This window comes from Microcystis aeruginosa FD4 (assembly GCF_009792235.1).
GTDB classification, from domain to species: domain Bacteria; phylum Cyanobacteriota; class Cyanobacteriia; order Cyanobacteriales; family Microcystaceae; genus Microcystis; species Microcystis viridis.
Map to the genome: position 1 here is coordinate 2,143,559 of NZ_CP046973.1, position 26,372 is coordinate 2,169,930.

The window sequence follows — 26,372 nt, forward strand, 5'->3', positions numbered from 1 at the left end:
CTCCTATAGCTTTTAAAGTCGTCTTTGCCAAGCAACAACTAATTTAATTTCCTCATAACTATAATTATCTCCCAGATTTTCTTTGAGAGTTTTCAGGGATTGATCGCCCACTTTTTTGATCGCTAAACGAATATATTCCTGTTTATTTTTAGAGACTAACTGATTAATATCAATTTCGTAACCTGCTTCCAGCAATTTAGCTAAATGTTCATAGATGGTTGAGACTTTTAAGCTTCTTTTGCGAGCGATTTCTTCCACAGTCAACCCATCTTGATAGTATTGGAGAGTGAGGAATTGAGTAGAGGGAAGACTATCCTGACAAAAATCATTAATTGCCGCTATAAATATATCCCCATACTGTTGAACTTTGCTTTGTACTACTCCAGAAATTTGACGAAACTGTCCTAAACTTCGAGGTTTTGATTGGGCCATCAAACGCAGACTAGAATCATGGAAAATAACGTAGGGAGGAACCCCTTGACTATCGGCAATTTTTTTCCGCAGTTGCCGCAAGCGCTCGAATAATAAATCACTTTCCACCGTATTGGGATTGTCGTCTCCCAAGATTGGACCGTTAGCTTTTTGGGGGACGGCAATAAACACAGAACGTTCTTTCCGCATCACTTCCCAACTATGTTGATTAAGTTTCAAGATTCTAAAATCGTCTTCTGTTTCTACCAGTAGATTTTGCTGGACAAGGGAACGACTTAAACGTTTCCACTCCCCGAGAGTTTTATCTTTACCGATGCCATAAGTGGATAATAAATGATGTTGATATTGGGTGATTCTTTCACCTTTTCCTCCCCTCAGCACGTTGATTATGTGCATCATACCGAATTTCTGTCCCGTCCGGGCCACACAGGATAAAAATTTTTGTGCTTCGATCGTCCAATCCTGGTTATTTGTTCCATTCCGACAGTTATCACAGTTACCACAGTTACCCGCAAAACTTTCTCCAAAGTAACCTAGTACGCTCGATCTTCTACATTCAGTCCCTTCAGCATAATCTAACACCTGTCGCAATTGTTGACGAGCTTTCTGTTGTTCATTTTGCTCGGTTTTTTGGTTAATAAAATACTCAATTTTTCTGGCATCGGCAAAGCTAAAAAAGAGGGTACATTTAGCCGGTTCTCCGTCCCTACCGGCGCGGCCAGATTCTTGATAATATCCCTCTAAATTGCGGGGTAAATCATAATGAACGACAAAGCGCACATCGGGTTTATTAATCCCCATACCGAAGGCAATTGTCGCCACCATAATCTGCACATCATCCCGAATAAAACGGGTTTGATTTTGGCTTCTTTCCCGATCCTCCATACCCGCATGATAGGGTAGGGCATCAATACCATCTTTTTGTAACTGTTCGGCAACTTTATCGACGGTTTTGCGACTGATACAGTAAACTATTCCTGCTCCTTTTTGTCCTTTAATATATTGATACAATTGCTGATAAGATTTACTGGTTTTAGGTTGAACTTCATAATAAAGATTAGGACGATTAAAACTAGCAATATGAATGGAAGTATCTCGCAATCCTAATTGTTGGATAATATCTTCCCTAACCTGTTGGGTAGCGGTGGCAGTTAAAGCGAGAATTGGTGCGGAGGGAAAGCGTTGACGGACTTGTTTAATTTGTCGATATTCAGGGCGAAAATCATGACCCCAATCGGAGACACAGTGAGCTTCATCCACCGCTAAACAGGCTAAACCGAGGTAATTATCAATAACAGCTAAAAAATCTAAAAAACTAGGCGATAATAATCTTTCTGGAGCCACATATAACAGTTTAATTTTTCCTTGTAGGATTAAAGATTCTCTGTCTCTGACTTGTTTAGCGTTTAAAGTGCTATTGAGAAATGTTGCCCCGATGCCATTATCAGCTAAAGCAGTTACTTGATCCTGCATTAAAGCAATTAGGGGAGAAACCACCACCGTCACCCCTTTTTTGATTAAAGCAGGTAGCTGAAAACAGAGAGATTTACCGCCTCCGGTGGGCATAATTACTAATAAATCCTGATTATTTAAAGCAGCCTCAATTATTTGGCGTTGATTCGGTCGAAATTGATCGTAGCCAAAGTGATATTTTAAGACTTTTTCTAAAGAGTCAATTGCAGCCATTGAGCAAGGGGAAAAATTATTTTTATAGTAGTTATTTTAGGGTTAGGGATTTAAGTAATCAGTAGTCAGTAATCAGCGATCGGTAAAAAGAAAGCTGATAGCCAAAACAACTGACCTTAAGATTGTCTCACCTGATCGGGAACACCAACAAAGGAGAGATTGGCTAATTTTTTTAGATTTTGACAGCGCAATAACTCGTTAAAATTGAGACTCGATCGCCCTTCAATTTCGGCTATAGTCTCAATCGCCGATAATAAACTTTTAGCGGCCTCGGTTTCCGTGTAACCGCGTCTAACGGCCACTTTTAGGGCTGCTTCATCCGCGTCTAATTCCCGTTGGGGGCTGCGTTTTTCTCGCCAAATCCGGTTAATTGCCAAGGCAGTTAAACCCCCTGCTACTGCCATACCGACGGCATCGGTTTGCAGGGTTTCCACGGTTAAACCGATCATACCAGCTAGGGCAATTACTCGATCGAGATCGGGTTTAAACCATTTTACTGCCGTTAAAACACAGACGGCCCTTAACAAGACTAAATCCCGTTGGGGTCTTGATAATTGCCGCCAGAGGTCAAAATTAATTGGAATCGGTCTGACTCCTCTTTGCCAGGGCAGGGGAAAATTAGTTTCGATTACCTTGCTGCTTTCGGGTTTGCTGACAATGCGCGTCATCATCCGTCCCGAAGCAGGCATGAGGTCTAGTAAATGACTAATCTCGTTGTCTTGGTTCATCGATCGCCGGCCAATAGTCTTCGATCATTGAGTATAATCGCTTTCTGAGCTAATATCTCTTTTCCGACAATTTTCTCAAAGTTGAGTTTTGTTAAGATAGAAAAAACGCCGGGGTTTGCCGACGGAAGGGACAAGGGGAGCAAAAATCGCTTCTCCCTACTCTGCTATACCTTTTCCACAGGATTTAGTATTCAATTTTGCACGATTAATTATAAGCTAACTAGGAGAATTTTTATGCCAAGTAAAATAAAAACTTGCCCCTTCACCTGAGCGGGATTCTATCCAAATTCTCTCTCCTTGATTATCAAGAATTTTTTTGACAATTGATAGACCTATGTCTGTATTTTCGGTTTGATCTCGCTCAAAAATTTTTCCTTGATATTCGGGAGCGATACCCGGTCTATTAACTGATAACTGATAACTGCTATAAACCACCCCAAACTAATCGGGCTGCCCAAAAGGGAATCAACAAAAATAAAGCAATAAAATCAGGCCATCTTAACTGTAATTGGTGCCAGCGTACCTGATGCTGATTGGGACTGGTAAAACCGCGAACCTCCATAGCGATCGCTATTTGTTCGGCGCGCAAAAGCAAATTATCTAGTAATTTTTCCACTACTGTTAACCAGACGTTTAAACTTCTTTTAATCCCTAATTTTTGCCAATCGATCGCCCTAGTTCGCACTGCCCTAGCTAGATTTTGCACTTCTTCTAAAACCAGAGGAATAAAGCGCAAAGACAGGGTCAGAGTCAGAGAAATTTCCGTCACCGGCACATTAAATCGCCGTAAAGGACTGATTAAATTCTCTAAACCTTCGGTAATTTCTTCTGGGGCCGTCGTCAACAAAAAGAGATTAGTGCTATAAATTAAAGTAAAAATTAGGGTACTAATTCTCACTGCTAATTCCAAAGAACGTCGGGTAACAAATAAACGGCCTCTATCCCATAAAACATACTGATAATCACTTGCTGGCGGTAAATTCAGCCCTTCATCGGGTAAACGCGGCTGAATACTCACCCCTAAACCATCGGGAGTGATAGCAGTAATCAGAAAGACGATAATCGCCAAAAATATCAGCCAGCCCATCTGTTGCCGCCAGACGCGGGGGGGAATAGGTGCCAGCAGGGTTAACAACATTAACAATCCCACCAAAGCTAAACGCCACCAAGCATTAGCTAATAAAGGTGCTGCTAAAAAAGCCATTAACCAGATAAATTTTACCCGGGCATCTAGTTGATGTAGTCGGGTAATCGGTTGATCGAGATAAAGACCGATGGGCAAACTTCGCAATAAATCCATAAATTAGACCTTGGTGGCTCTATTAACCGTTTTTTCCACTTCTCGCGCCGGTTTGCCGCGCCAGATTAAGCGGATCGGGGTTCCTTTAAAGCCTAACTGTTGCCGGAATTGCCCTTCGATGTAACGGCGATAGTTATCATTAAAGCGCTGGGGATCGTTAACGAAAAGGGCGATCGTGGGGGGTTGACTCGATACTTGTGTGCCATAGTATAGTTTCCCCTGTTTTCCGCCCCTGGTGGTGGGGGGATTGTGCCATTTAACCGCATCTTCGATCACGTCGTTGATTACCGAGGTACTGACGCGACGACGGTGAGATTCGGCGGCAATATCGACTAATTCGAGGATTTTGGTGACTCTTTGCCCCGTCATGGCGCTGACAAAGATCATTTCTGCCCAATCCATGAAATACAGCCGATCTTGGAGCATTTTGGTGTAAGTATTGATGGTGTAGGTGTCTTTCTCCACCGCATCCCATTTATTGACTACTAGCACCACCGCGCGCCCTTCTTCAATGATTCGTCCCGCCAATTTTAAATCCTGTTCGGTGACACCATCTAGCACATCGATGACGAATAGCACCACGTCAGACCGGCGAATTGCCTTAAAAGCACGGTTAATACTGAAAAATTCGGCTCCATAGTCCACATTCTTCTTACGGCGAATGCCAGCGGTGTCAATTAACCGATAAACCTGTCCTTCTCGTTCAATTAAAGTATCGATCGAGTCTCTGGTGGTTCCCGAAATCGGACTAACGATCGCCCGTTGTTGTCCAGTTAAAGCATTGAGGAGACTGGATTTACCCACGTTAGGACGACCGATAATTGCCACTTTAATCTCTTCATTTTCGGGAATTTCCGCCGCGGGTGGCAAATATTTAATCACCGCATCGAGTAGTTCTCCTGTACCAGAGCCGTGAATGGCCGAGATGGGGAAGGGTTCACCGATGGCTAATTCCCAGAATTCCGTCGCTTGCAGGATACCCTGTTCCACCGATTCACATTTATTGACGGCCAAAAGTATCGGGACATTTTGCTGTCGTAACCAAGCGGCAATTTCTCGATCGCCGGCGGTAATTCCTGCCTGGCCATCGACGACAAAAATCGCCACACTTGCCTCTGCTAGGGCGATTAAAGCCTGTTCGCGGATTAAAGGGAGAAATTCGCTGTCATCGTTAAAAACTAGCCCTCCTGTATCGACAATTTGAAAATCTCGATCGCACCAGAAAGCTGGTTGATAGGTGCGATCTCTGGTAATCCCGGGTTGATCGAACACGATCGCCTGTTGATCTCCAGCGATACGATTGACGAGGGTGGATTTGCCCACATTGGGACGACCGATAATAGCGACGACAGGCAGTTTCATAAAGGGAGGAGGGGACGGAAATTAAAGACCCAATATTCTATCATAGCGATTTGCGATCGAACTTGGTTGATTGATAGCGTTTCTGTTCAGCGCTGAGACATTGAATACTTTAGTCTGTAGAACTTTTGTGTACAAAAGACTAAAATCCAGCTTATGCAATCTGGTCAACTAGAGCAAATTTTAGGACGAGAGCTACAGCGTTATCGCCAAGAAAAAGGGTGGTCGCAAGAGTATTTGGCGGAAATAACAGGTCTGCATAGAACTTACATCAGTCAACTAGAGCGAGGATTAAAAAGTCCATCAGTGAGAGTGCTTAGTCATATTACTAATGCTTTAGGTCTGAGGATGAGTGAATTTTTGTATTCCGTAGAGGAATCCCTAAGTGTTAACGAACGACGAGACTAAAAGACTAAAGCAGGCCATTCTAGCCGCAATTGCCTCACCATTGATTGGCTCGATCGAGGATTATAGCTGGGAAGCAATTTTTCATTATATCAAGAATATTCCTTTATCCGATCCTGCCCTAGGCAGAAGCAAACTACTCTACGATGCAGTGGACAGTAAAACTGCCCGTGGTTGGTCGCTAAAATCTCTACAACTGAATAGTTTAACTACAGATAATACCTTTTTGTTCGTAATTCAACGAGCAGATATTATCAAAAAAGCCATTCAACTTGGGGTTCCCTCTTTGAATCTGCAATCTTCCCCCGCACAACTGGGAACCGCTATTATTCAACACTGGAACGAGAAGATTCGCTCCAGTCAAACTGCTCAAAATGTCATCAACAGCTATGAGGGAATATTGCTAAAAAACCGAGAGGGCAATGAATATGTTTACTGTGAATACCCCCTTAATCCTTTTGATCCCAATGTTTTTTCTTGGGCATGGGCAATAGATAAAAAAACTGGGGGAGTAGGGGCAGGTTTACAGGGAAGCATCGCTGGCAAAACTCAGTTAGTTTGGTACAAAAATCAGAAACAGTTGTTTAGAAGCAGAACAATCCCCGCTGCCGCTATTCGTCTGAGAATTGAGAGAAATCGTCTGACAATAGATCGATATGTGGAGACAATTTTTGCAGCGCTACAAACCCAAACTAATACTCAAGATTTTGTCCCATAGAGTCTGCTACCACTTTGCCTAACAGTGGTGGCACAGATTCTCCAATTTGAGAGGCCATATCAGTATAAGTCCCTAAAAAGTGAAAATGATCGGGATAAGAATGTAATCTTGCTGCTTCACGAATTGTGATTGTCCGATTCTGGGTCGGATGAAAAAATCTGCCAGAACCGGGATGAAAAAACCACCTTGTAATTGTTCTTGCTGGTTTATCCCAAGAAAGTCGACCATAGGCCCCGCTATAGTGTTTTTTCGGTGCTAATTCAGCAGGTAAATCTCTCGCATCTTGTCCTTCCGCCAAAATTTGCACTCTTGACATTTGAATTGGTGTTAAAGCACGGGCAATATGATTAACAATTTTTTGACTTTGCTCACGCATCTTCTGTTGATATATGGTCTCGGGTTCCCTAGTATAAATTTCGTGATCATAAGCTTGTCCTGCTTCTAAAGGAGGTAAATCACCAATGGCATCTTTAACAGTAGTAACTGGGGCAATATTTGGTTCTAGTAAGGTAAGCTGTGTCCAAGATTTTACAGCTTTATAATCACTTCTGATATCACCAGAATGAGTTGCTTGGGGAAGGGATGGTAAACGCTCTAGACTAGCTAAAAAAAAGGCTCTTGAGCGAGTTTGTGGCACTCCATAATAAGCGGCGTTTAGGGAGGTAGTAACTACTTGATAACCCCAAGATTCTAACTGTGCTACAATTTCATCTCTGATGATACCGCCATAAGCTTTCAAAATTTCAGGAACATTTTCCATGACTACATGAAGAGGACGAAACTCTTGAACAAATTCTAAGAAAGACTTATATAAATGATTGCGAGAATCATTAAGATAGCGATATCCAGCTGGGATATTTCGTGAAAATCCTTGACAGGGTGGACCCCCGATAAGGGCGGTTAATTCTTCTCTTTGTAAACCTAAGTATAAGCGCAGTTCTGATGGATTAACTTTGCGGATGTCTTCCTGAAAAGTGCGTGTTTTAGGATAATTATGTTGATAGGTTGCTAATGCTTTCGCATTTACATCAATTGCACAGATAGATTCAAACCCGGCTAAATGAAATCCCGTGGTCAATCCGCCCGCACCAGAAAATAAGTCGATAATTTGTTGTTTCATGGTTGAATACTATCGTATTCGGAGCCTCTTGTCAACTAAATATAATAGCGATAATAGCGACGACAGGCAGTTTCATAACAGCAGGAGGGGACGGAAATTAAAGAGCCAATATTCTATCATAGCGATTTGCGATCGACCTTGGTTGATTTATCTGTTTTCTTGTAAGGACTTTCAGGCCTTTTCTAGACGATTCTGGATTTCTCCATCAATAAATCTGTCGGGATTACCGGCAAATTCTTGCAGAAATTTTCTCCCAGCTATACTAAGGTGTATGCCAATGATATGCTGCAATAATTTCCCCAAAAGTTCCGCTATTGCCGAGAGATTACTTATAAATCCAAGTAGCGGCATGACTGCCGTGGATAGACTGAGATAATCTAGCATAACATGGATAAATTTCTGGCTTATGAATTTCAGTAGTTATTTGTTTAAAATCAGGCTTATTCTTATTACTATCTTTCTCCAGTTGAGGACAATTGGATATATTCTTCACAATCTCTTTTTTGTAATTCTCTAATGATTGCTTATCTTCTTTAAGTTGAGCAACTTTATCTGGGTTTGATTTCAATTCCTCTAAGTATTTGATATATTTTTTAGTTTCCTCAATCTCAGAGTTAATCATCCTTACCAGTCTTATTTCTCGTTTATTTTCCTCAGTTTCATTAAGTATCCACATTAAATTACCAAAGGTTTCAAGGAGCGATCAAGCAATAATTAAAGCTGGCGGCAGCAGACGCAGATATTGATTAGCTAGACAAAGAATCCCTTCAATATCTCGTCTTATTAATCTGAGAAAATCCGCGGCTGTTTTTTCTGCTTCCCATTTTCCTAATTCTTGTATTTCCTCTAAACAATCCCCTAGTCGTTCCAGCAACAATTGTATCTCTTCAAGAATAATTCTCATAAATTGTGGCGGCTGAAAAAAATCTGCCGCCCAACTATAATTAGCCCAATAATCCGCTTCTTCTGATTCAGAGTTAAAATCAGGAACTTCTTCCCAACTATGGATTTCTGTCAGTTTTTTGGCTACAAATTGAGTCATAATTGTTCATCTCCGATAGAGTCTTTTTTCAGAAAAGGTGGCATCTCTAGCTGTAACTACTCGAATTTTTTGATCCCGGCGAGTATAGACAATAAATAAAATACGTCCGCCATAGCTCCTCCCAATTATAGCCCAACGTTTTTCCCTCTCTGTCTTCCTTGATGCCGTCCCTATTTTTGTTGTATCCTGAAAAACCTACTCCACTTCTGCTGGAATTAGATTATGTCTTGAAATATGCTCGATATTATTCGCGTCCCAGTCAAATTGCCTTGCTAGTTTAACCCGAAGAAACAAAAGTCAGTGCAGCTAATTATTGGCATCCTTGAGAAAACTGACTAAAGGCAAGAAAACCGGCGCTAAATTCGATCGAGCTACGGCTAAACAGGGATAGGATCGATCCCCATAATTCTCCCCCACCTGTAAGGGAAAAATCTTTTCTCCTAAAGAGATAAATACCCCGTCTGCGGCCTGTAGAATCGCCCAAACTGCGGCAATATCCCAGACTTTTGGGGTTGCTTCCACTCCTCCCAAGACAGTGCCATCGGCAACCAAAAGCAGATTATAACTAGCCACTCCTATCATCCGCACTTTGCAGGGAAAGGGATTTTTAAATACATCTGTACTACGAGCGCAGAGATTAAACAGATGATTTTTGCTGGGAAAATCGTCGCTGGTGTGAATCGGTTGACCGTCGCGGTAGGCTCCCTCTGGACCAGTTAAACCCGTCTCACCGTACCAATAACCATAATAGGCCTGTTTCAGGCAGGGGAGATCAACAAATCCGAACACGGGAGTCCCTCGGTAGAGAAGTCCCAGGGAAATGCCCCAGATGGGAACACCGCGAGTAAAATTAGTCGTGCCGTCGATCGGATCCACTACCCAACACCATTCTTGATCTGGGAAAATATGGGTAGTTTCCTCGGTTAAGACTCCATGATCCGGGAAAGTGCGGGCAATTAGCGATCGCAATTCGCCATCGGACCAACGGTCGGCAGCCGTCACTAAAGTCCCGTCTGCTTTATTGGTGGCCTGTAGTTTGCCAAAATCGGCCAGTAAGCGATCGCCCACCTGGCCGGTAGCCTGATAACAAAAGTCTAAAACCTGACTCCAAAAAGTTTCCATAATTTTCTCGTTCGTCTTCTAGTAGAATATCAAATCATTGTCTAAACTTAGGTAGTCGAGATTGAGCGCGGAACCCCACCAGGAGATCAGACTAGCTACCCGTCTAGAAGCGATACTTTACCTAAAAGGGCAGCCTGTCCCCTTAACCGAGATGGTGACATTAACCAACAGCGATCGCTTGACGGTAGCAGATGCTATGATCGAGTTAATGTCCGATTATGCACACCGGGATAGTGCCTTGGAAGTGGTGGAAACCCCCCTCGGTTATAGTTTACAATTGCGGTCAGCTTATCAGAATTTGATCGAAGACCTGATCCCGGCCGAATTAGGCACGGGAACCCTCCGCACTTTGGCCGCGATCGCACTAAAAGCACCGATTTTGCAAGCGGATTTAATTAATTTACGGGGCAGTACGGCCTATCAACAGGTTCAGGACTTGGTAGAACGAGGATTTGTCAGAAAACGCAAGCAAAACGAAGGTAGATCGTACTGGTTAGAAGTAACCGATAAATTTCATCAATATTTCGAGGTTGACAATCTTAGGGAACAGGGTATTCTGGAATCTACTGATCGGGAATAAGGAGAGAGAGGGTATATTATGGGTTAACCACAGAAACCAAAAACCTACCTAAAGCTTTTTAAAGTTACTCATTTCTGTAGCTAGATAACTAAAATAAGTAACTTTGGCCACCGATAGATTTTAAGAACGTTATCAGGTATAATCAAAATATGAAGCTAGTTGAACGTCATATTATCAGTCAAAACCATCCCTTATGGTCAGAAATCGATCATTATGCCTTTTTGTCAAAAAATTTGTTCAATCTAGCTAACTACCATTATCGCCAATATTTCTTTGAAAACTCCCAAAAACTGAGTTTTAATCAACTCTATCATCTGGTATCTAAAACCTCAGATTATTTAGCTTTACCCACGAAAGTGAGCAAGCAGATAATCAGAAGATTAGATCAGGCTTGGGTTAGTTATTTTGCCGCTTTTAAAGCTTGGAAAAAACACCCTGAAAAATTTTTAGGAAAACCCAAAATTATTAAGTATAAGGACAAAACCAAAGGAAGAAACCTGCTGATATATTCTCAGGAATCAATTTATAAAAAACCTTTAAAAGAAGGAATTTGTCACTTGTCTATGAGCGAGTTAAAAATGACCACTTCCCGAAGAGAAATAATTGAAGTGAGAATTGTCCCCAAAAGTAGCTGTTATGTCATTGAAATAGTCTATGAAAGACGGTCGGAAACCACAGATAAACAAGAGATAGCTGGGGTAGATTTAGGAGTTAATAACTTAATGGCTGTAACTACAAATCAAACAGGTGTAGCACCTCTTTTGGTAAATGGCAGACCGTTAAAAGCAATTAACACCTTCTACAACAAACAACGTTCCCGCTTACAATCTCAACTGAAAACCCAAAATAATCAACCCTCATCTAAGAGATTGCTATTCCTGACCCATAAACGAAACTGTCGAGTAGAAAATTATCTACACACAGCCAGTAAAAGAGTAATAGATTGGTGTACTATTCATCAAATAGGGACGTTAATAATTGGGCATAATGAGCGGATAAAACAATCTCTTAATCTAGGAAAAAGGAATAATCAACAATTTGTCAATATTCCCCATAATAGATTAATAGAAATGTTAACCTACAAGGCTCAATTAAAAGGGATAAAAGTCATAATAACTGAAGAATCCTATACCTCACAATCCAGTGCTTTAGATAGGGATGAGTTACCTAAATATGGTGAAGAAAAACCATTATTTAAAGGAAAAAGGTTAGCTAGAGGACTTTATAAAATGGGAACAAATCAGTTATTAAATGCCGATGTCAATGGTGCATTTAACATCATTAGAAAAGTAATTCCTGATGTCATTGACCAGGGAATAAAGGGTTTGCCGTTTAATCCTGTAGTGCTTGACCCACTACGAATGACTAAGCTTTCAGGCTTTTAAGTAAGTTTGAGTAAGTTTAGTTGAGCGGTGAACGTTTCCGATCACTGAGCTAAACTTGAGGAAGATGGGGGGGACTTCAGGCAATCAAGAAGAGCGATTTGTTAACCTAGAGCCAATAACCACTACAGCGTGGGAGTTCTGATGACTTTTAATCCTGATTTTTTTCCCTGGGAAACCGAAGAACAAAATGATAACGGTCTGATGCAGTATCTCCAGCGGCAGCATCCTGAAACCCTTGAGAGAATAGCCCAATCGGTCAGTAGCGAAATTAAAGATATTATCTCGCAAAACGTCAGGGGATTGGTGGGAATGTTGCCCTCAGAGGATTTTGCGGTACAAATTACCACCGACCGCGAGAATTTGGCTAATCTTCTCGCTTCAGCGATGATGACAGGTTATTTCCTCGGTCAAGTGGAGAAGCGCCATCATTTAGAATCAATTTTGTTAGCTACAGAATCAATTAAATTAGGCAAAAAACCAAAAATAGATTAATCTTCACCCCAAAAAGATAGAGACACTTTCATCGGTGTCTCTATCGGTTTTTAGCCCCCTTTGGCAAAACTCACCATCACCAAAATCGAGAGCAGGATACCGGGGACAAGTAAACCCGCTAATAATCCAAATTCAGTCAGCGTCATAGGAAAATATGCCCAAAATTCCATCACTTCCCACTCTAAACCCCTCTTCCGGCTACCTCAACAAAGCTTAAGGAAAATTTAAAGCCTTTTACCAGTTTTTCTCCTATCAGTTGTCCGACTAGACAAACCAAAGAGAGTCGTTTTGATGTTGCCAAGCAGTTTATCATTCTTTTTTCAGCGCCCCGTATAAAGCTGAATAATCTTGCTCTGCTAATCCCATTTCTAAAGCTTTTTCAAGAACGCGCTGCACTCCTGTTAGAGGAAAAGTGGTTAAATCTAACTTCTCCGATTCCTCTAAAAAGAGATTGACATCTTTGAGTAAATGTTTAGTGGGAAAATTAGGGTTAGTATAATTTTCTTCTAACATTCTGGTTAATTTTTTGTCAAAAGTAGGCGCATATAAGGCACTTTGACGTAGGATAGTCATGAACTTTTCTATATCTACTCCTTGCTGGGATAAAAAAGCTAAACTCAAAGCAAAAGCACTGGTTAGAGAGGCAATTAATTGATTTAAAGCTAATTTTAACGCCGCAGCGGTTCCCACTTCCCCGATTAACATCGGTTCTTGACCAAAATTTGCTAATAAATTTGACCATTGATGGAACTGTTTCTCCGTTGCTCCCACCATAACTAAGAGAGTCCCATTTTTAGCTTCGGGAATACTTCCTAACACGGGTGCTTCTAGATATTCTCCCCCTTTAGCAACAATTTGATCTCGCAGTTGTTTACTTTCAGAAGGGGCAATGGTTCCCATCTGGATAATAGTACGATTATTGAGGTTAGATTGCTCGGAATTTAATCCTAAAACCTCTTGGATAGCGGCAGCATTAGTTAACATTAAAATCAGACAATCTGCCTCTTGAATAACTTGCTCGGAACAGCTAACTGTTTTGGCTCCCAACTGCTGTAAAGGTGCTAATTTTTCTAAGGTGCGATTATAGGCAATAACAGAAATTTTCTGATTTAATAATCTTTCTACCATTGGCTTTCCCATTAATCCCGTTCCCAAAAATCCAACTTTCATAACTCAATTTTTCCTGATTTAGTGATTAGTTTTTACTTGTTTTTATGGCTGTCCAATGACGTTCGGAAGACTGATAAATTTTAACATTTTTTAATCCCGACTGCTGGATTAAATCGGCGATTTCTGCTATGGTAAAAGCGGCCTGGAGAGAATCTTGAAATAGTTGCGCTTGTCGAGGAGAAAAATTAGGATCGATTTCCCTCACCATCCCCTGGATTATTTCCTCGGAATCGGGACGGAATAAATCTCTTAAAAAAATGCCACCATTCGGTTTTAAAACTCGCTTAATTTCCCGTAAAAAAGGCAGAGGATTTTCGAGATGATGGATTAAACTATTAGAAATAACTAAATCAAATTGCTCGCATTGGTAGGGAAGATTTTTACCATCAACTTTTTCTAATTTGATCTTTTCTTGACAGTTAGCATTAAGGATATTTTTTTGACCAATTTCTAACATAGAATCGGCCAGATCAATAGCGATAATTTGCCATTGGGGACGTAGTTGACTGATCATAATCGGAATGCGTGCAGTGCCAGTTCCTACATCTAATACCTTAGCATTAATACCAGCCAATTGTACGGCTTCTTTAGCGAAATTAGTATTAACTTCCGTGAAGTCCATGGCATCATATTCGATCGCTTCTTCCCAATCATCCATTACTTCTGGTTCTAAAATTCTTTCCATAGAAAAGCTATCTTTAAGGATTACAATATTCACAATACATCGGATCGGCGGTTTTTTCACCGTTGGGAAAGAGTTTTTCCTCTCGATAATCACAGCTTTGACAACCGTATAGTTCCAGTTTAATTAAAGAGGTGGGAAAGTGACATAAACCACAGGGTAAACCCGCTTTTCTTTCGATAATATCAAACCCCGGACAACCACAGTTAGGACATAATTGATTAAGTTTCTGAACCAGATTTGCTGTCGCAGCTGCAATCGCTTTCATCCGCATGGGATTGTGCATAGCGCGCATATCGGTTTCTAGGTGTACTTTGCCGTTTTTGTCAAGAATATCTTTAACAATTTTAACTAAATTTTTCTGGTCAGTAATTCCCTTAAAAATCTGCTCGGAGTCGAGAGAATTTTTATCAAACATCACCACTAAACCATGACTAGGAAAGCCGATTTTTTCGGCAAATTCTAAAGCATCTGCTAGATTAGTTACAGTTTGGTGAGCGTGATTGGTTTCCGTGACTATTGCTTGACCAATTATTTCTAGATTATGGACTCGATCGAGTAATAAAATCAATTCACGATTACAGGAAACTAACGGCAAGTTGGGATAGGGATAAAAACTACCCTCACTAGCAATTCCGATATCGTATCCCGAAAGCTCGATCGCTTGTTGTGCCTTCCTGCGAGCGGTTTCAATTTGTGTCCCGATGCGCTTAATATCCCGGGTAAAAGTGCCAAAGCGATCGGTATCAAAATTATCGGGTACAATCACCTTAAGGCCTATTTCTTGCGCTAAAATCGGCGCTATTACCCGCTCTTTTCCGTGCATAGTCCCTAAAATTGCTATCCGATCTTGAAACATCTTTTCTTGAAACATCTTGATCACGGAAAAAGGGGTTTAGGGTTTTAGGGTTTTAGGGTTTTGGGGTTTTAGGGTTTTGGGGTTTTGGGGTTTTGGGGTTTTTAGTTGAAATTCCCTACTTCCCCATTTCCCCATTTCCCCATTTCCCCATTTCCCCATTTCCCCATTTCCCCATTTCCCCATTTCCCCATTTCCCCATTTCCCCATTTCCCCATTTCCCCATTTCCCTAACACCCATCCCCTAATTTAACTGTCCATTGTTTTTCCCTGAGCTTGTTTTAATCTTTCTGCTGCTGTTTCCATGACTTCTGCAAAGTTTTCGAGAATTTCGCCGGGGTGCGCTTCGAGGATTTTCGTAGATAGGGAAATGCGGTTTTTATATTCGTCAATTTCCGCGACCACCACTTGAATTGCTTGACCAACTTTAAAGAAAGTCATGGGAGAATTAAAAAAGGCTCCTGTCACCTGTTTAGCATGGAGTAATCCCGTCACTCCACCGCAATCGACAAAGACACCGTAGGGTTGTAATTTAACCACGGTGCCACTTAATAATTTACCCACAGCTAATTGACTGATAGCGTTAGCGCGAGCAATTTCTCGCTGAGATAAAACTAATTTATTATTTTCTTGGTCGATTTGAATAAAAGTTGCGGTTAAAAGTTGTCCGATCAGGGAATCTAAATCATTTTTTTCGATTAAATGGGAGCGAGGGATAAATCCTTTTAATCCTTCCACCTCTCCCGTCACTCCCCCCTTATTCACCCCCGTGACGCGCAGCTGTACCGACTTGCCACTTTCAGAGATTTCCCTGACATTTTCCCAAGCTTTTTGTAGTAATAATTGCCGCAGAGACAGGGTAACTTGTCCTTCCGCATCCTGTCCACGGGTAATCAGAAAATCGAATTCTGCACCTATGGGTAAAGCTTCAGCAATGGAAGTAACATTTTCGAGGGAAATTTCCCTTAAAGGAATAAAAGCGGAGGATTTGCCGCCAATATCGATGTATGCTCCATCGGAGGTGTGTTGATCGACTCTCCCGCGCACGATTTGCCCTTTTTCAAATTGATAATCGTATTGATCAAGAGCTTTGGCAAAATCGTCCATGGAAAAGGCAGGGTTCGGTGTCATGATAAATAGAATAGTTACAAGTATAATTTCGAGCTGCTTCCAGTGTAAGCTGAAGCTTGAGGAGTCAGACCATTAAGATTTAAGAAGGCTAAATAACTCTAGCACATGATCCCAGGCAGATTTGGCCGCCTTAGCATTATAACTAGCTCTTTGGTCGCAGAAAAAGCCATGGTCGGCATTTTCATAGCGGAAAACTCGATGAGGAATTTGATAACGGGTTAATGCGTTTTCTATCTCATCCACTTGCTTCTGAGGAATACTGGTATCTAACACCCCGAAAAATGCGTAGATTGTCCCTTTGATTTGGGGAGTCACCTTCACTGTCGCTTGGCCACCCCCGGGGGTTCCCGTGGTGATTCCCGCACCGTAAAAAGAGGCAGTAACTTTGATATCCTCTAGAGTGGAGACAAGATAAACCACATGACCACCAAAACAAAAACCGATCGTGCCGACACCGGTTTTTTGCACCTGTGGCAAACTATAAAGATAATCGATGGTGGCCTGGATATCGCTGAGTAATTCGGCTGCTTTGGTTTGTTCCTTGTACTGACGACCGATTTCGATATCTGCCATACTGTACCCCGTTTCAAAACCGGGAGCAAATCGCTGATAAATGGCAGGAGCGATCGCTATATAGCCTTCTTGGGCAATTCTGCGGGTAACATCGCGAATATGGTCGTTTACGCCGAATATTTCCTGAATCACGATAATTGCTGGATAAATTCCCACTCGATCGGGAATGGCTAAATAGGCATCGATGTCAATATCTTTGTTAGAAATCGTAACAGTTTGCGTATTAATAGTCATAATTTTCTCGATAAAAAGCGAATTGGTGTTGGGGTGTTAGGGCTGTAGGATTGTAGGGTGTTAGGGTTTTAGTTAAAATTCCCCATTCCCCCACTTCCCCATTCCCCCATTCCCCCATTCCCCCACTTCCCCATTCCCCCACTTCCCCATTCCCCCATTCCTCAAATTAAAACAAACTTTTCCAAAGCCGCAGCCACCCCATTTAAGTTTACACTGGGGGCAACCCAATCGGCTTGATCCTTAACGGCTTGGGGAGCATTACCCATGGCAACACCGAGACCAGCATAGGTGAGCATAGAAACATCATTAAAATTATCACCGATCGCCATGACGTTTTGCGGTTGTAATCCTAGGATATCTTCGGCCAAAAATTGGGCGGCGCTTCCCTTGGTGGCCTCAACGTGGGTAACTTCAAAAAAAGTCGGACTCGATTGGGTAAAGTATAAATCTTGATTTTGATAGCGTTGCTGTAAATGCTGCCAAATCTCAGCGATAAATTGCTTATCTTCCCCCATGGCCAGGATTTTAGTAGTTTTGTGGGCCACTTTGCGTAAATCTCCCACTGCTTCGGCCATAATACCCGATCGCTGCCGATAGAATTCCGTTTCCGCGTTTAATTGCCGCACATAAAGCACATCGTCCATATAAAAATTAAGGGAGATTTTCTCTTGCCATTGGGGTTGTTCAAGATAATCTAAAAGATCGATCGCTAAGTCGGGGGAAATGGGAGTATGTCGATGGTGAACTTGAGAAACAGGATCTTGAATCCAAGCGCCATTGTAAGCAATTAAGGGTAAAGTGGATTTAAGGCGTTGATGAAAACGTAAAGCCGAGCGGTACATCCTGCCAGTGCCGATAGCGACGGGAATCCCCTTTTTTTGGACGGCCGAGACCGCTTGCACCACAGCCGGATTAACCTGATTGTTATCCCCGGCGATCGTTCCATCCACATCAACAACGATTAAGCGAATATCCACAGTCTTTTCCCATTCAACGGTAACAGTTAATAGTTTGCCACTTCCCCCCTCAAAAAGGGCAAGAATTAAGTAGTCTGTTAAGACTCCCAACCGTTTATCAATCAAGGCGATTCTATCAACGCTTGAGCGGACTTTTCTCTCAATCTTGCTCACAATTCGGAACGGGGCTCTCTTGGATTTGGTGGGTAAAATGTATTCTAAGATACAGTCCTGCTGGCGAGGGAGTGGAAGGAACCACACCAGACACAGAGGACACAAAGATCGATCCTATGTAAGTTAAACTTATCACACAGAACCTAGAAGAGCCGGAACGGGAATTAATCAACCCAATTTTCTAAGAATAAATGCGGAATTTGTCTAAAATGTCGCAGATTTCTAGTTACTAGAGTTGCTTGATCAGCTAAGGCGATACTAGCAATTAACAAATCTGCTCTGCCAATTTTGCGGAATTTAGAAATACCTTGTAAGCGGTCAAATTGATTGGCTGCATCTGGGTCAATTAAAATTACAGGAAGTTGATTTAATAAGGTTTCTGAACGAGAGAAAAGCTCTTGTGCTTTCAATAAATCCCTGCCTGAAAAAGCCTTAAGCAGATAATCTATCCGCCCGCGTAAAATTTCTACCTTGGTGACAATCGTAATGGCGACTTCCTCATCTTGTAAGCTTTCTAAGCGATTGATGATGTTAGTGTTGCCAGCGTGGAGATCAGTTAAAGTATCCGTGTCAAGAAGATACATCATCTTCAGTTTCAGAACGTCCCCTTGCTTGGTAAATAGAGTCTCTTAGGTCAGCAAGAGAACTATCATCACTTAAAGTACCTGCCTGTTGCAGAAAAATAGCTTTACTATTTTGGGAAGAGTTAGAAAGGGACGGGATATTCAAGGCTTTAGCCTCTTGCTCTGACAAAGGCTCACTGATTAATTTTTCTGGTTTTGGAGTAACTGCCATAATTGCCCCTGGTTATTTATTAACATTAGCTTCTCTCTCGATGCGGCTATTTTTCTATGATATGCCGTGACGCGGTTCTAGCTTATCTGAACGGTCATTCCTTAAATAAAGGACATTGGGACAATGAATCGAGTTACAATGTAAACAGTGTAATTAAAAGTTGAAAAAATTTATGTCCCAAGTTGTTAGTACCCGACTCCCCGACCGCACAGCAGAAAGACTGAAACGGTTTGCCCGTCGATTAGGAAAAACCCCTAGTGAAACCAGCGCGATTTTAATCGAGGAATCCCTCCGAGAAAGCGAGTTCCCCTATATTGAATTTCGCCATTCTCCTTTGGGGCGGCAACCCTACCTAAAAAACTCTAGTTTGGCTCTGTGGGAAGTAATTCAAATTGCTCAAAGCTACGCGCTAGATGAAGAAAAAACGGCGGCACATTTTCATCGACCCCTCGAATGGGTACGCTCCGCCCTGCTCTATGCCGAAGCCTATCGGTCAGAAGTGCAAACTGCGATCGCCGATGCTCAAACCCTCAATGAAACGACGATAAAACGACTCTTACCCCAATTGGAAACGATTACGGTTTCTCCTGATTCCCCGCTCACGATCAGGGAATAGCTAAAATGCTATCTTTTTTATTAGATGAACATATTTCTCCGACGGTTGCCGAACAAATTAGTCGCAAACGTCCAGAAATCCTGATTTTTCCCTTAATCACCTGGCAAGAAGGTCGGTATTTGGGTGATTCGGATGAAATCATCTTAAAAGCGGCAACGGTCGCCCAGTTAACTCTAGTAACATACGACCAGAACAGTATTCCCCCGCTTTTGTGCGAATGGGGAGAAGCTCAGAAAAGTCATAGTGGCGTTATTTTTATCGATTATCAGTCCATTCCCCCTAGCAATTTTGGTCTTTTGGTTCGTTCGCTTTTAGCCTTATGGGAGCTGCAAGGCAAGCGGGATTGGACAAACCGACTTGTTTATTTGAAGCCAAAAATTTGATTCGTTTGGGCACAATGGGGGTTAAACAATAGTTAACCATCAGGCTTCGGTTGAACAATCTTCGCCGTCACCGTCCCCACCGCATACTGGTCTTTCAAGAGAGCGATCGCCGCTGCTTCCCCAACTTCAGTCGTCAACTTACTCGTAATAATCTGCTCGTTAGTGTTATAGAATGCATTGGGTATTTTACACTTACGTTTGGGTTTGCCATTATGTTTAGAACCATTTTTGATGGTATGGCAAGAACCACATTTAGGACAACGAAATATTGAAGCTGGTGAATCTTTTGTTAGAAGATTATGTTCTAAATCTTCATCGCAATCCAACCAAAATTTAATAATCCAAGAGAAGATTTTGATAAAAACAGCAATCATAAAAAGCAAATTCTTGACATTGATCAGGTAATTATTTTTATTAGTCAATATTCTACACAACTCAGGCTAGATAAGCAAGAGAGCTACGCCACTACTATCGGATCACTACCGCCAATTGAAGAAATTAAAACCCGATGGCTCTGGATGGGTAAGATAGGGATAGAGAATGCCCCGACGGGCATAACTATCGAGATAGTCGATCGTAGTGGCTAGTTTAATCTTAGCCAGATCGAGACAGAGCTTAATTCTTGCAGCTAGGGGCATTTTAGCGGGTAATTCCGCCGCCGATTCGGGACGATGGATAATCCGGACGTCCACCGCACCGATCGCCGCCCCTGTACCTAGAATGATGAGCGTGCGTCGCTGCAAATTCCCGACTCCTAAGCTGGATAGATGCGAATCCGGCGATTCGGTTCCTCTCCGAAGCTATCGGATTGGAGACGGTAATGTTCCACTAATTCGTGCTGCATTTTTCGCACTTTCGCCGATCGCGGCAGCAACTCCACCGGTTGGCCGGTAGGAATAACGATTTGTTCCACCGCTAACCGGGCCTCCTCTAAAGCTTCGATCTCGTCATCGCTACCGCCGCGGGCAAATAAACGCAGATCCGCACCTTCCTGATTCATCGGGTCATCAATGCCCAAAATCCGCTTTAAACCGCGAGAAATTTGCGGTAGGGTATTGGATTTGATGCCGTGGATAGGAATTTGTCGTACTTTGGCAATTTGCCGCAATTTTGACTGATTTTTAACGTGGGAACGCAGGGCCAGCACCGCGTCGGCCCCCTGTAAATCTTTGGTCAAAACGATCGGCAAATCTAGGGCCTGTACTACCTGTTCGATCGGGGCGCGACTGACTCCGTAGGGATAGACATAAACCGGCCAATCTTCGCCATTAGGACCGGGGACGCGGACTTTTTCCGTTTCCGGTTCTTCCTGCAGCCAAGATTGTTCGAGGAGGCGATCGAAATCGTTTTCCCGGTTGAGGGGGCCCGCACCGAAACGGGCCACGGGAGTCATCCGGCCATCGGCGCGCCATCCCTTGGGTTTATCCATTTCCGGCAGATAATTGCGACGCAAAGGGGTCAAGTTTTCCGGTTTTGGTTCTTCCTGAGTGACTTGTACTTTTCCCTGCTCATCTACCCAACGGATTTGGGCAATTGCTTCCCGTCCCCGCAGCAGTTGGTCGATAGTGGTGGATACGTCTTCGTGGATGACCCAGCGCTGACGTTCCAACATTTCGATGGCAATGTCAAAGGTGGGCGGTGCTTTGCGTTCTAAAACGGTTTTCTGAGAACCCCGGCGGCGCGCTTCTTCGTCTCCAAGAGTTACTGCCTGAATTCCCCCGACTAAATCCGATAAAGTCGGGTTTTTAATTAAATTTTCTAATTGATTGCCGTGGGCGGTTCCCACTAACTGCACCCCGCGTTCGGCGATCGTGCGAGCGGCCAGAGCTTCTAATTCCGTACCGATCTCATCAATCACGATCACCTCTGGCATATGGTTTTCCACTGCTTCGATCATCACCTGATGCTGCAATTCCGGACGGGCCACCTGCATCCGACGAGCGCGACCGATGGCCGGATGGGGAATATCTCCATCCCCGGCGATTTCGTTGGAGGTGTCGATAATCACTACCCGTTTATTGAGATCGTCGGCTAAAACTCGGGCTATTTCCCGCAGGGCCGTGGTTTTCCCTACCCCCGGACGACCGAGCAGCAGCAGGGATTTACCCGTTTCCACCAGGTCGTTAATCAGGGTGATCGTACCGAAAACAGCCCGACCGATACGACAGGTTAAACCGATAATTTCCCCGTCTCGATTGCGAATGGCACTGATGCGGTGCAGGGTGCGTTCAATCCCGGCGCGATTATCGCCGCTAAAACTGCCCACCCGGGCGATCGAATACTGGATTTCTTCTTTTGAGATCGGTTCGTCCCCCAGATCGATCGCCCCATCGGGAAAACGCGCTTCTGGTATACGTCCCAAATCCATAACCACTTCGATCAGTTGATGCTGCCGCGGCTGTTCCTCGATTTTGCTGCGAATCCGTGCGGGTAGAATTGCCAAGAGTTTGTTTAAATCGTCGGTCACTGGCATCCGAGAGGAGGGTAGGGTTTCTGGCATTAATAATAAAAGGTTTTGGCGATTATTGGCTGTTTTTATTTCCAAGATTTTCTTGGGGTCTAACACATTTAGGGGTTAGTTGTCAATTAAAAAAATATTATAGTTTTTTGACCAAGGCTAGGCTTTTAATTGAGCCAAGAGAACAGAAGCGGCTTTAACGGCTTCTTGGTAGGCTTGGGGGTCATTTTCAAGGTTAGGCTGGTCTAAATGCTCTAAAATTGGCAAAATCAATGAACGGGCGTAACTTCCATAGGCAATACCAGCGATTTTTTCTCTCAGTCCCAGTTGCTGTAATTTGCTCACGGTATGGTCATTGGTTCCCCCGGCTAACTGCACAAATCCAGCTAGATTGTCGGAGAGGACTTTTTTGGCCATGTTAATGGCTGGGTGGGTGGTTCCTTTGCCGATATCGCCGCTCATCGGCCGGCCGTCAGTCTGCCAAATCAGAGGACAGCTTAGGGGTGAAATAGTTTCTCGCAGATAGTGGAGGTAATCAATGATCTGCTGATCATCCTGGCAACTTATGGCGAGGATTTTTAAGTTTTTAGTTAGAGGTGCGATCGCTGGCCAGAGTCGAGCAAATTCCTCTCCATGACCGACTTGGGTATGAATTTCGATCGCATCGACTCCCATTTCGATAATTAAGGGGATGATTTCTGCGGGTTGACAGACCAGGGATTTGGTCTCGATTATTTGCCGGGGACAAACGGGTAAGCAACGACCGCAACCATAACAGCGCTGTTCAATCACTCCTTCCCCATCGATAGCATCAGCGGGACAGATTTTTTCGCAGGGACGGGGACAATCGACTGGACAGAGTTGCGGATTAAAGACAGCTTTACGAAAGTGGGGATCTTCACCGTCATTGAGACTGACCATTAACCAAGGTCGTCGATTGGCAGGGAATCCGGCGATTTTTTCGGCGGTTTCGATGCCTTCGCGGGCCGCAAGGATCACGGCTCGATCAGCGGCCACATCAATACAATCAGCCCCGGCCATAGTATAGGTCAAAGCGAGGTTGCGAATCGTGGGCAAATCCTGGTAACTAGCTCCACAGATGAGCTTGAACCAGTGACCCGCAACTAAGGACCAGAAGGGAGAGGAGTTTTTATCTAGCACTTTTTTATCCTATCGCAGCCAGCCCCTAAACGTCAGCCTTGTGCTGCTCTGATACTAAATCTGTCTAACCAATCACTGCACCCGACCAAGAGTTAGACTAATAATATCATCCGAAGTTGATGATAGCAGATCAGTTCAGCCGTTAGCGGTCAAAAGGAGAAGCTGTGCAATTATCCAAGCTTGAAAAGGTCGATTTAAGAGAAGTTTGGCAGCATGAAGGCCCGGATTTTACAATCATTTAGTTAGGGCTGGCTGAATAAATCTAAAAACCTTGTTGGATAATATTTTTAGGCTTTTTTGAAATCAAAAAGTACCAGCCTTTGGAGTGATCGGGGGGGAAATTTAGGCACTTTTTCCCTGAAAATTAGGTAATTGACCGCCTGAAAATCGGTAAAACCCTACACCCTACACCCTAAACCCCACACCCTACCCCCACGAAAAACTTTTTGCCGCAAACCCTAGTTAGCTACCAATTTTCTAGCAATTTTAGGTCAAAACTTACCTAAAACCACCCAACCCCAACGCCTTATTGAGAATGGAAAGGGGAACGCGGAGCCGACCAATAAGGTGAAAACCCGCTCAGTGAGGGAGTTTTGTTCTAAGCCCGTGATGAGGATTGAACTCATGACCTCACCCTTACCAAGGGTGTGCTCTACCACTGAGCTACACGGGCATTGATCGTGGTGGGCCGGGCCGGATTCGAACCAGCGTAGGCGTAGCCAACGGATTTACAGTCCGCCCCCATTAACCACTCGGGCACCGACCCATTAATTCCACGATTATCAATCATAGCACCCTTAGCTAAAACAGACAAGTGTTTAAGGAAAAAAATTTTTGAGCCATAAAATAACTCCCGTTCAAGCCAGGGCTTGAACGGGAGTTTTCTGACAATCTTGAGAGAGATTAGGACAAAGCTTCTTCTTCTTGGTGGGTGACGATCACACAGTCCGAGGTAGGATAGGAGACACAGGTGAGGATAAAACCAGCTTCAATTTTATCGTCATCTAAGAAGGATTGATCGGATTGATCAACGCTACCGGACACAAGTTTACCGGCACAGTTGGAGCAAGCTCCCGCGCGGCAGGAATAAGGTAAGTCCAGTCCTGCCTCTTCAGCTACATCGAGAATGTACTCATCATCGGGAACATCAATTATATGCTCGCCATCGGGGGTTTTCAGGGTGACTTTATAAGTTGCCATCGGTTGTTCCTCTTATTGAATGCTAGTGAAAGCGGCAGTCTCTACAATTGCCTCTCGCCCGTCGTCAAAGTGAACGATTCGAGCGAGTTTCATTTTTGATACTACGGGAAAATCTCCCTGACTCAGCCTTGCATTAGTAATGACAGTCTTAAATAAACTTAAAATAAAATTTACTTATAGATGTAACCCAGAATTCTTGACGCTCCTTGCTCGATCTCTAGATAATTTCATCGATCTACAATCTAGCTAAACTAACCACTACTAAGCATTTGGAGCCATAATGTTCATTGTTTTTTTAGTCTTAAGCCGATTTTTGTCAAATATTAATTTAACTTATAGTTAAGATAGATGTCAATGAATTGTCTTTAACCCAGCCAAGAAATTGCTTTTCGGGACTACTGCCGCTAACACATCTAGGGAAACTATGAAAAAATATATTGACAATCAAACTGATAAATGATAAAGGGAGATAAATCCCCTGTTGCTAGGGCTACCACCCGTTATAACGGATGGCTAACCCTCCCTGACGATTTTATGGTTTTCGGATTGTCAGTTTTCTAGGATATGGTTCACCGATTAGGAATCAGTAATTACTTATTAGGTTGGGGAGTCATGCGTAGATAGGGTTTGATTTCTTCAACTCCTTTGGGGAATTTGCTGCGAGCTTCTTCAGTGGGAATAGAGGGAACCACCACACAATCGCCGCCGTCGGTCCAGTTAGCCGGGGTAGCCACTTGATAGTTATCGGTGAGCTGCAGGGAGTCGATTACGCGCAGGATCTCGTTAAAATTGCGTCCCGTGCTGGCAGGATAGGTAATAGTTAAACGTAATTTTTTGTTGGGATCGATGATAAACACCGAGCGTACCGTGAGATTATTGAGGGAATTGGGGTGAATCATGCCGTAGAGATCGGACACTTTGCGATCGCCATCGGCGATAATCGGATAGTTAACGGTAGTGTTTTGAGTTTCGTTGATGTCATTAATCCAACCCCGATGGGATTCGGCACTATCCACACTCAAAGCGATAACTTTAACATTACGTCGCTCAAATTCTGACTTAAGACTAGCCACCGTACCTAATTCCGTGGTACAAACGGGGGTGTAATCAGCCGGGTGCGAGAACAGCACCACCCAGCTATCTCCTACCCACTGGTGAAAAGAAATCGGACCTTCACTAGAATCTTGTGTAAAATCTGGAACGATATCACCCAATTGGAGAGCCATAATTGTGTCTTCCTTATTATATATTTCAAGACAAGCAACAGTTTATGATGCCATAGGAGTGCTGTTCGTCATTGATAATTTTAGGGATTTGTAATAATTGCATTAGGGGATAGGGGAATGAGGAAATGGGGGAAGTGGGGAGATAGGGGAATAGGGAAATAGGGAAATTCAACTGTAGCAGCAGCCAGATGGCAGCAGGCATCAGGAAAATCCTTGCCAGAAAAGGGTTTTAGCGATTTAGATTGTCCTAACCAACTTGTTCTTTGTGATCAAACCCCAAAACCGCAAAACCCTAAAACCCCATCCCCCAATACCCAAAACCCTTCCCCTAGGGCGGCAAACTAGGTTAAGATCTGGTCTAATGGCATGATATAACTTTTTTAACTAG

At 43.2% G+C, this 26,372-nt stretch carries 33 protein-coding genes, 2 tRNA genes and 1 pseudogene; 7 read left to right on the top strand and 29 right to left on the bottom strand.

Translation table 11 applies throughout. The features are described 5' to 3' along the window. Positions 1-12: 12 nt before the first annotated feature. The 5 genes from recQ to der all read right to left on the bottom strand — a co-directional run bounded on the left by recQ (position 13) and on the right by der (position 5,508). Positions 13-2,118, bottom strand: a complete 2,106-nt coding sequence (gene recQ, locus GQR42_RS10885; protein WP_158199997.1) for a DNA helicase RecQ — start codon at positions 2,116-2,118, stop codon at positions 13-15. 116 nt (positions 2,119-2,234) lie between these two features. Continuing rightward, entirely contained in the window at positions 2,235-2,846 is a 612-nt protein-coding gene (locus tag GQR42_RS10890; protein ID WP_158199998.1) for a DUF3318 domain-containing protein, read from the bottom strand. A gap of 216 nt (positions 2,847-3,062) precedes the next feature. Continuing rightward, positions 3,063-3,281 carry an ATP-binding protein gene (locus GQR42_RS10895; RefSeq protein WP_158199999.1) on the bottom strand — a complete coding sequence of 73 codons (219 nt, stop codon included), beginning with the start codon at positions 3,279-3,281 and terminating at the stop codon, positions 3,063-3,065. After that, entirely contained in the window at positions 3,271-4,146 is an 876-nt protein-coding gene (locus GQR42_RS10900) for an energy-coupling factor transporter transmembrane component T family protein (protein WP_158200000.1), read from the bottom strand. The genes GQR42_RS10895 and GQR42_RS10900 overlap by 11 nt, the downstream gene beginning before the upstream one ends. 3 nt (positions 4,147-4,149) lie before the next feature. Next, the gene (gene der / locus GQR42_RS10905) at positions 4,150-5,508 is read right to left on the bottom strand and encodes a ribosome biogenesis GTPase Der (protein ID WP_149975193.1); all 1,359 of its coding nucleotides are present in this window, start codon (positions 5,506-5,508) and stop codon (positions 4,150-4,152) included. A 153-nt stretch (positions 5,509-5,661) separates the two neighbouring features. On the opposite strand from der, the gene GQR42_RS10910 reads away from it, so the two are divergent. Both GQR42_RS10910 and GQR42_RS10915 read left to right on the top strand, forming a co-directional pair. Next, positions 5,662-5,913 carry a helix-turn-helix domain-containing protein gene (locus GQR42_RS10910; protein ID WP_158200001.1) on the top strand — a complete coding sequence of 84 codons (252 nt, stop codon included), beginning with the start codon at positions 5,662-5,664 and terminating at the stop codon, positions 5,911-5,913. Continuing rightward, complete coding sequence (locus GQR42_RS10915) at positions 5,891-6,628, top strand: hypothetical protein (protein WP_158200002.1); 738 nt, start codon at positions 5,891-5,893, stop codon at positions 6,626-6,628. The genes GQR42_RS10910 and GQR42_RS10915 overlap by 23 nt, the downstream gene beginning before the upstream one ends. Here the strand turns inward: GQR42_RS10915 and GQR42_RS10920 are convergent. The 6 genes and pseudogenes from GQR42_RS10920 to GQR42_RS10945 all read right to left on the bottom strand — a co-directional run bounded on the left by GQR42_RS10920 (position 6,603) and on the right by GQR42_RS10945 (position 9,912). Then, a complete protein-coding gene (locus GQR42_RS10920; protein ID WP_158200003.1) occupies positions 6,603-7,748 on the bottom strand; it encodes a DNA cytosine methyltransferase in 1,146 nt (381 codons plus the stop codon). The two genes, GQR42_RS10915 and GQR42_RS10920, sit on opposite strands and share 26 nt — an antisense overlap. A gap of 171 nt (positions 7,749-7,919) precedes the next feature. Beyond that, positions 7,920-8,099: a hypothetical protein gene (locus tag GQR42_RS10925; RefSeq protein ID WP_158200004.1), complete on the bottom strand. Its 180-nt coding sequence runs from the start codon at positions 8,097-8,099 to the stop codon at positions 7,920-7,922. Further along, a complete protein-coding gene (locus tag GQR42_RS10930) occupies positions 8,074-8,424 on the bottom strand; it encodes a hypothetical protein (protein ID WP_158200005.1) in 351 nt (116 codons plus the stop codon). Before GQR42_RS10930 ends, GQR42_RS10925 begins: the two co-directional genes overlap by 26 nt. Positions 8,425-8,451: 27 nt before the next feature. Beyond that, positions 8,452-8,790 carry a hypothetical protein gene (locus tag GQR42_RS10935; protein WP_158200006.1) on the bottom strand — a complete coding sequence of 113 codons (339 nt, stop codon included), beginning with the start codon at positions 8,788-8,790 and terminating at the stop codon, positions 8,452-8,454. A 6-nt stretch (positions 8,791-8,796) separates the two neighbouring features. Further along, positions 8,797-8,973, bottom strand: a pseudogene (locus GQR42_RS29950) (BrnT family toxin); the annotation flags it as partial. 123 nt (positions 8,974-9,096) lie between these two features. Beyond that, on the bottom strand, positions 9,097-9,912 hold the full coding sequence (locus tag GQR42_RS10945; RefSeq protein ID WP_158200007.1) for an inositol monophosphatase family protein: 816 nt from the start codon (positions 9,910-9,912) through the stop codon (positions 9,097-9,099). A 61-nt stretch (positions 9,913-9,973) separates the two neighbouring features. On the opposite strand from GQR42_RS10945, the gene scpB reads away from it, so the two are divergent. The 3 genes from scpB to GQR42_RS10960 all read left to right on the top strand — a co-directional run bounded on the left by scpB (position 9,974) and on the right by GQR42_RS10960 (position 12,369). Continuing rightward, positions 9,974-10,492, top strand: coding sequence for an SMC-Scp complex subunit ScpB (scpB, locus tag GQR42_RS10950; protein ID WP_158200008.1), 519 nt, complete (start codon positions 9,974-9,976; stop codon positions 10,490-10,492). 149 nt (positions 10,493-10,641) lie between these two features. Beyond that, on the top strand, positions 10,642-11,877 hold the full coding sequence (locus GQR42_RS10955; RefSeq protein WP_158200009.1) for an RNA-guided endonuclease InsQ/TnpB family protein: 1,236 nt from the start codon (positions 10,642-10,644) through the stop codon (positions 11,875-11,877). A gap of 141 nt (positions 11,878-12,018) precedes the next feature. Further along, a complete protein-coding gene (locus GQR42_RS10960) occupies positions 12,019-12,369 on the top strand; it encodes a DUF760 domain-containing protein (protein WP_158200010.1) in 351 nt (116 codons plus the stop codon). Between the two features lie 309 nt (positions 12,370-12,678). Here the strand turns inward: GQR42_RS10960 and GQR42_RS10965 are convergent, their stop codons facing one another. From GQR42_RS10965 to GQR42_RS11005, 10 genes are all read right to left on the bottom strand, one after another. Continuing rightward, positions 12,679-13,539, bottom strand: coding sequence for an NAD(P)-dependent oxidoreductase (locus GQR42_RS10965; protein ID WP_158200011.1), 861 nt, complete (start codon positions 13,537-13,539; stop codon positions 12,679-12,681). Between the two features lie 25 nt (positions 13,540-13,564). Then, positions 13,565-14,224, bottom strand: a complete 660-nt coding sequence (locus GQR42_RS10970; protein WP_158200012.1) for a class I SAM-dependent methyltransferase — start codon at positions 14,222-14,224, stop codon at positions 13,565-13,567. Positions 14,225-14,237: 13 nt separating this feature from the next. Then, entirely contained in the window at positions 14,238-15,095 is an 858-nt protein-coding gene (locus GQR42_RS10975; protein ID WP_158200013.1) for a DUF6671 family protein, read from the bottom strand. A 21-nt stretch (positions 15,096-15,116) separates the two neighbouring features. Further along, entirely contained in the window at positions 15,117-15,287 is a 171-nt protein-coding gene (locus tag GQR42_RS27705) for a hypothetical protein (protein WP_199273384.1), read from the bottom strand. A 39-nt stretch (positions 15,288-15,326) separates the two neighbouring features. Continuing rightward, on the bottom strand, positions 15,327-16,184 hold the full coding sequence (locus tag GQR42_RS10980; protein WP_158202447.1) for a S1 RNA-binding domain-containing protein: 858 nt from the start codon (positions 16,182-16,184) through the stop codon (positions 15,327-15,329). Between the two features lie 96 nt (positions 16,185-16,280). After that, the gene (locus tag GQR42_RS10985) at positions 16,281-17,015 is read right to left on the bottom strand and encodes a dienelactone hydrolase family protein (RefSeq protein WP_158200014.1); all 735 of its coding nucleotides are present in this window, start codon (positions 17,013-17,015) and stop codon (positions 16,281-16,283) included. Continuing rightward, complete coding sequence (locus GQR42_RS10990; protein WP_158200015.1) at positions 17,005-17,157, bottom strand: hypothetical protein; 153 nt, start codon at positions 17,155-17,157, stop codon at positions 17,005-17,007. The genes GQR42_RS10985 and GQR42_RS10990 overlap by 11 nt, the downstream gene beginning before the upstream one ends. 19 nt (positions 17,158-17,176) lie before the next feature. Further along, positions 17,177-17,992 (bottom strand): Cof-type HAD-IIB family hydrolase, encoded by an 816-nt coding sequence (locus tag GQR42_RS10995; protein WP_158202448.1) that lies wholly within the window; start codon positions 17,990-17,992, stop codon positions 17,177-17,179. A 317-nt stretch (positions 17,993-18,309) separates the two neighbouring features. Continuing rightward, a complete protein-coding gene (locus tag GQR42_RS11000) occupies positions 18,310-18,732 on the bottom strand; it encodes a type II toxin-antitoxin system VapC family toxin (RefSeq protein WP_158200016.1) in 423 nt (140 codons plus the stop codon). Continuing rightward, on the bottom strand, positions 18,716-18,940 hold the full coding sequence (locus GQR42_RS11005; protein ID WP_158200017.1) for a hypothetical protein: 225 nt from the start codon (positions 18,938-18,940) through the stop codon (positions 18,716-18,718). The genes GQR42_RS11000 and GQR42_RS11005 overlap by 17 nt, the downstream gene beginning before the upstream one ends. A gap of 172 nt (positions 18,941-19,112) precedes the next feature. On the opposite strand from GQR42_RS11005, the gene GQR42_RS11010 reads away from it, so the two are divergent. Continuing rightward, positions 19,113-19,556, top strand: a complete 444-nt coding sequence (locus GQR42_RS11010) for a transcriptional regulator (protein ID WP_158200018.1) — start codon at positions 19,113-19,115, stop codon at positions 19,554-19,556. A 5-nt stretch (positions 19,557-19,561) separates the two neighbouring features. After that, positions 19,562-19,939 (top strand): DUF5615 family PIN-like protein, encoded by a 378-nt coding sequence (locus GQR42_RS11015; RefSeq protein ID WP_158200019.1) that lies wholly within the window; start codon positions 19,562-19,564, stop codon positions 19,937-19,939. Positions 19,940-19,971: 32 nt separating this feature from the next. Here GQR42_RS11015 and GQR42_RS11020 read toward each other — a convergent pair whose 3' ends face one another. The 8 genes from GQR42_RS11020 to GQR42_RS11055 form a co-directional block, all read right to left on the bottom strand. After that, positions 19,972-20,361 (bottom strand): hypothetical protein, encoded by a 390-nt coding sequence (locus GQR42_RS11020; RefSeq protein WP_158200020.1) that lies wholly within the window; start codon positions 20,359-20,361, stop codon positions 19,972-19,974. 57 nt (positions 20,362-20,418) lie between these two features. Then, positions 20,419-20,682 (bottom strand): hypothetical protein, encoded by a 264-nt coding sequence (locus GQR42_RS11025; RefSeq protein ID WP_158200021.1) that lies wholly within the window; start codon positions 20,680-20,682, stop codon positions 20,419-20,421. A gap of 11 nt (positions 20,683-20,693) precedes the next feature. After that, the gene (locus tag GQR42_RS11030; RefSeq protein ID WP_158200022.1) at positions 20,694-22,505 is read right to left on the bottom strand and encodes a R3H domain-containing nucleic acid-binding protein; all 1,812 of its coding nucleotides are present in this window, start codon (positions 22,503-22,505) and stop codon (positions 20,694-20,696) included. A gap of 51 nt (positions 22,506-22,556) precedes the next feature. Beyond that, positions 22,557-23,558: a circadian clock protein LdpA gene (ldpA, locus tag GQR42_RS11035; protein ID WP_158200023.1), complete on the bottom strand. Its 1,002-nt coding sequence runs from the start codon at positions 23,556-23,558 to the stop codon at positions 22,557-22,559. A gap of 601 nt (positions 23,559-24,159) precedes the next feature. Continuing rightward, positions 24,160-24,231, bottom strand: a tRNA-Thr gene (locus GQR42_RS11040). Between the two features lie 8 nt (positions 24,232-24,239). Next, positions 24,240-24,324, bottom strand: a tRNA-Tyr gene (locus tag GQR42_RS11045). A 137-nt stretch (positions 24,325-24,461) separates the two neighbouring features. After that, complete coding sequence (locus tag GQR42_RS11050; RefSeq protein WP_158200024.1) at positions 24,462-24,758, bottom strand: ferredoxin; 297 nt, start codon at positions 24,756-24,758, stop codon at positions 24,462-24,464. A 590-nt stretch (positions 24,759-25,348) separates the two neighbouring features. Then, positions 25,349-25,984, bottom strand: a complete 636-nt coding sequence (locus tag GQR42_RS11055; RefSeq protein ID WP_002761158.1) for a peroxiredoxin — start codon at positions 25,982-25,984, stop codon at positions 25,349-25,351. Between the last annotated feature and the right edge of the window lie 388 nt (positions 25,985-26,372).

Excerpts from the sequence above, each read along its gene's own strand:
- recQ (WP_158199997.1), bottom strand. The coding sequence starts at position 2,118 with ATGGCTGCAATTGACTCTTTAGAAAAAGTCTTAAAATATCACTTTGGC.
- GQR42_RS10890 (WP_158199998.1), bottom strand. The coding sequence starts at position 2,846 with ATGAACCAAGACAACGAGATTAGTCATTTACTAGACCTCATGCCTGCT.
- GQR42_RS10900 (WP_158200000.1), bottom strand. The coding sequence starts at position 4,146 with ATGGATTTATTGCGAAGTTTGCCCATCGGTCTTTATCTCGATCAACCG.
- der (WP_149975193.1), bottom strand. The coding sequence starts at position 5,508 with ATGAAACTGCCTGTCGTCGCTATTATCGGTCGTCCCAATGTGGGCAAA.
- GQR42_RS10910 (WP_158200001.1), top strand. The coding sequence starts at position 5,662 with ATGCAATCTGGTCAACTAGAGCAAATTTTAGGACGAGAGCTACAGCGT.
- GQR42_RS10920 (WP_158200003.1), bottom strand. The coding sequence starts at position 7,748 with ATGAAACAACAAATTATCGACTTATTTTCTGGTGCGGGCGGATTGACC.
- GQR42_RS10925 (WP_158200004.1), bottom strand. The coding sequence starts at position 8,099 with ATGCCGCTACTTGGATTTATAAGTAATCTCTCGGCAATAGCGGAACTT.
- GQR42_RS10930 (WP_158200005.1), bottom strand. The coding sequence starts at position 8,424 with ATGTGGATACTTAATGAAACTGAGGAAAATAAACGAGAAATAAGACTG.
- GQR42_RS10935 (WP_158200006.1), bottom strand. The coding sequence starts at position 8,790 with ATGACTCAATTTGTAGCCAAAAAACTGACAGAAATCCATAGTTGGGAA.
- GQR42_RS10945 (WP_158200007.1), bottom strand. The coding sequence starts at position 9,912 with ATGGAAACTTTTTGGAGTCAGGTTTTAGACTTTTGTTATCAGGCTACC.
- GQR42_RS10955 (WP_158200009.1), top strand. The coding sequence starts at position 10,642 with ATGAAGCTAGTTGAACGTCATATTATCAGTCAAAACCATCCCTTATGG.
- GQR42_RS10960 (WP_158200010.1), top strand. The coding sequence starts at position 12,019 with ATGACTTTTAATCCTGATTTTTTTCCCTGGGAAACCGAAGAACAAAAT.
- GQR42_RS10965 (WP_158200011.1), bottom strand. The coding sequence starts at position 13,539 with ATGAAAGTTGGATTTTTGGGAACGGGATTAATGGGAAAGCCAATGGTA.
- GQR42_RS10970 (WP_158200012.1), bottom strand. The coding sequence starts at position 14,224 with ATGGAAAGAATTTTAGAACCAGAAGTAATGGATGATTGGGAAGAAGCG.
- GQR42_RS10975 (WP_158200013.1), bottom strand. The coding sequence starts at position 15,095 with ATGTTTCAAGAAAAGATGTTTCAAGATCGGATAGCAATTTTAGGGACT.
- GQR42_RS27705 (WP_199273384.1), bottom strand. The coding sequence starts at position 15,287 with ATGGGGAAATGGGGAAATGGGGAAATGGGGAAATGGGGAAATGGGGAA.
- GQR42_RS10980 (WP_158202447.1), bottom strand. The coding sequence starts at position 16,184 with ATGGACGATTTTGCCAAAGCTCTTGATCAATACGATTATCAATTTGAA.
- GQR42_RS10985 (WP_158200014.1), bottom strand. The coding sequence starts at position 17,015 with ATGACTATTAATACGCAAACTGTTACGATTTCTAACAAAGATATTGAC.
- GQR42_RS11000 (WP_158200016.1), bottom strand. The coding sequence starts at position 18,732 with ATGATGTATCTTCTTGACACGGATACTTTAACTGATCTCCACGCTGGC.
- GQR42_RS11005 (WP_158200017.1), bottom strand. The coding sequence starts at position 18,940 with ATGGCAGTTACTCCAAAACCAGAAAAATTAATCAGTGAGCCTTTGTCA.
- GQR42_RS11010 (WP_158200018.1), top strand. The coding sequence starts at position 19,113 with ATGTCCCAAGTTGTTAGTACCCGACTCCCCGACCGCACAGCAGAAAGA.
- GQR42_RS11015 (WP_158200019.1), top strand. The coding sequence starts at position 19,562 with ATGCTATCTTTTTTATTAGATGAACATATTTCTCCGACGGTTGCCGAA.
- GQR42_RS11050 (WP_158200024.1), bottom strand. The coding sequence starts at position 24,758 with ATGGCAACTTATAAAGTCACCCTGAAAACCCCCGATGGCGAGCATATA.
- GQR42_RS11055 (WP_002761158.1), bottom strand. The coding sequence starts at position 25,984 with ATGGCTCTCCAATTGGGTGATATCGTTCCAGATTTTACACAAGATTCT.